This window comes from Pseudoalteromonas prydzensis (genome assembly GCF_011050055.1).
Lineage (GTDB): Bacteria > Pseudomonadota > Gammaproteobacteria > Enterobacterales > Alteromonadaceae > Pseudoalteromonas > Pseudoalteromonas prydzensis_A.
The window spans coordinates 1-2,958 of the sequence record NZ_DRGM01000180.1 but is presented as its reverse complement, the minus strand read 5'-3'; the positions used below and the strand labels follow the sequence as shown (position 1 = coordinate 2,958).

General features: G+C 38.7%; 4 protein-coding genes. 2 read left to right on the top strand and 2 right to left on the bottom strand.

Going from position 1 to position 2,958, the window contains the following annotated elements:
• Positions 1-43: 43 nt before the first annotated feature.
• Positions 44-541, bottom strand: coding sequence for a hypothetical protein (locus tag ENH88_RS18010; RefSeq protein WP_197185974.1), 498 nt, complete (start codon positions 539-541; stop codon positions 44-46).
• A 225-nt stretch (positions 542-766) separates the two neighbouring features.
• Between ENH88_RS18010 and ENH88_RS18005 the strand changes: the two genes are divergently transcribed.
• On the top strand, positions 767-1,747 hold the full coding sequence (locus tag ENH88_RS18005; RefSeq protein ID WP_076924117.1) for a tRNA-dihydrouridine synthase: 981 nt from the start codon (positions 767-769) through the stop codon (positions 1,745-1,747).
• Positions 1,748-1,808: 61 nt separating this feature from the next.
• On the top strand, positions 1,809-2,135 hold the full coding sequence (locus ENH88_RS18000) for a TraR/DksA C4-type zinc finger protein (RefSeq protein WP_076924115.1): 327 nt from the start codon (positions 1,809-1,811) through the stop codon (positions 2,133-2,135).
• A 16-nt stretch (positions 2,136-2,151) separates the two neighbouring features.
• Here the strand turns inward: ENH88_RS18000 and ENH88_RS17995 are convergent.
• Positions 2,152-2,958, bottom strand: an 807-nt coding sequence (locus tag ENH88_RS17995; RefSeq protein WP_304184363.1) for a hypothetical protein, incomplete at its 5' end; no start/stop codon positions are given.

The following is a 2,958-nucleotide window of genomic DNA, read 5'->3' as shown; positions in this document are numbered from 1 at the left end:
GGGCCTTAAGGCCCTTTTAGCATAACTTATTTAGAATAAGAAATTAACGGCCGCCACATTTACCTTCACCGCACTTGCCTTCCGCTTTAGCTTTAGCGCCTTTAGTATCTTTTGCGTCGCCGCCACATTTACCTTCGCCGCACTTGCCTTCAGCTTTAGCTTTCATGCCTTTAGCATCTTTTGCGTCGCCACCACATTTACCTTCGCCGCACTTGCCTTCTGTTTTAGCTTTTGCATCTTTTGCATCGCCACCACATTTACCTTCGCCGCACTTGCCTTCTGTTTTGGTTTTTGCATCTTTTGCGTCGCCGCCACATTTACCTTCGCCGCACTTGCCTTCTGTTTTAGCTTTTGCATCTTTTGCATCGCCGCCACATTTACCTTCGCCGCACTTGCCTTCTTTAGCGTCAAGTTGGTAACCTGTCACTAATTGTTGAAACTCAAATGGATTAGCCTGTACATCTGCAGATACAAAGCTTGCAGAGCCAACAACTACTGCACCTAAAGTTAACGCGATTGTATTTTTTTTAACTGTATTCATTTTGTGACTCTCTTTAATCAAGTATTGTAAATCTCAGCAATAAAAATGTATTTTAAATTGCTTGTATGCTTAAGTAGACCTGTACAAGAATAAAAACTTTCATTTATTTTCATAATATTTACTTTTGCGGTTTCTACATTAAATATGGTTGGTAATTACAGATTTATCAATGTGTGATTTACAGGTAAACTATGCGTCCAGTTTTTTATCAAAATTAATCACCTTATGAAACTTGTTTTAGCGCCTATGGAAGGTGTCGTTGATTTTAAAATGCGACAATTACTCACTGATATTGGTGGGTTCGATTTGTGCGTTACCGAGTTTGTAAGAGTGGTTGAAACATGCTTACCTGACAAAGTTTTTCATCGATTTTGCCCTGAACTACATAATAATGGATTTACGCGAGCAGGTACTCCTGTGCGTGTTCAGTTGCTCGGCCAAGAAGCAAATCCGTTAGCCGAAAATGCAGTAAGAGCAATTGCTTTAGGATCTCATGGGGTCGACCTTAACTTTGGCTGCCCAGCAAAAACTGTAAATCGTAGTCGAGGAGGCGCTGTACTACTTAAAGATCCTGATCATATGTACACTATTATCAAAGCAGTCCGAGACGCTGTAGATGATAAACATGAAGTAAGTGCAAAAATTCGCTTAGGATTTGATGATGACAGTAATAGCCAAGAAATAGTTGATGCTGTGGTAAGTGCGGGCGCAAATAGTATAGCTATACATGCTAGGACCAAACGTGATGGCTATAACCCGCCAGCATATTGGGAAAAAATTCCGCCAATAATAAAAGATAAAAACATTGCCGTTGTTGCTAATGGTGAAATTTGGCAAGTTGAAGACGCTATGCTTTGCCAAAAACGTAGTGGATGCACTGATTTAATGCTTGGTCGTGGCGCCCTTTCGCACCCTGATCTAGCAAAAAAAATTAAAGCTCATGTAAATAACGAACAATATGATGGCCTTCAATGGGAGCATATTATTTATCACTTAATCCACTCTGCTATTCATCAAGACCCTGCAAAAGATGTAAAGTACTTTGCTTCTCGTACAAAGCAATGGCTAGGTTACCTTAAACGCCAATACCCGCAAGCGATCGATTTATTTGATGAAATCAGGCGTTTAAAAAGTAAAGAAGATGTGGCAAGCGTATTAAATAAATACGCCAAAGCACCGCAACTTGATTCAAATCATAACGGCTAGATTAAAGCATCTAGATAATATCAGTATAACGAAAAGACAATTTAATAAGGTTGTACTGATAATGCATCATCAAAAGATTCTAAACGATGAAATAGCACAAGTTAAATTGCATATATTAACTATGCTTTCTCAATCAGCCTATCCGGCACACCAGCATTTAATAAAAATTTTAAACAGTACAGCAAACAATGAATGGTTAGACTGTGCAGCACAGAAACTAGGGCCTGAATATGCGCTTTTAATCAATCGCATGACTAAACTAGAAGCAGCAGTAAGCCAAATAGAAATTGGCCAATACGGTTACTGCTGTGACTGTGAAGAAAAGATATCAGCCAAATTGCTTGAACAAGACCCTGCAATTCAACGATGTACAAAGTGCGCATCATGAGCGCACTTAAAAGTTATTACATCAGTTGCTGTATAAAGCTAAATGATTGTCCAGGATAAAGTAATATATCTTCAACTAAATATTGGGCCTCTTCCTGGCTTATTTCTAAGCGTTTCATAAGGTTCACCTTTGCTTGTGGCAAAGTCCACGCATGGTAATGAATGCCAATATCTGATTCCATCATTGCAAGCATAAGAGTGTTATCTTTATCGGACATGTTCATATTGCTCGCCATTGCCGGTAAGTCTAGATAAGCAGACTGCCAATCAAGTCCCTCTATTAACTTTTCATCCGAGAGATACTTTACTACAAATGATGTTTGATGAGAGGTAGACAATTTGCTATCGAATACTACATGCTCTGATACTTTTATTTTTTCATTAAGAAGAGTAACCCATTCTAGCGGTGAGTGTACTTCGCCACTAAAGTAATTAAGCTTGCTCTGATACCACTGTGTTCCATTTGGAAGCCCTCTTAAACCAACACTGCCTCTGGGCTTATAACTAGCTAAATAATCGCTAAAAGCTCTTATATGACTCTTAAGTGCTGGTTGAGCATCATTACTTCCTATAGCACTCAATACATAGCTTTGTAATAATGTGAGCTCAATTTTATTCAGCTTTAAATTGCTTTGTTTTGCACTGTCTAGCGTATCTTGGGTTAACTTAAGCCAAGTAATAACATTATCAGGTGTACTTTTTGAGTCCTCGAAAGCAAGCATGTTTTTTAATACATCGACTTGAGCCGGCCAATTAAAATAGCGCTCAGGAAAACGCTCTGCAATAACCAAATAGTTTACTTGTGCAATTTGATTGAGATTAAG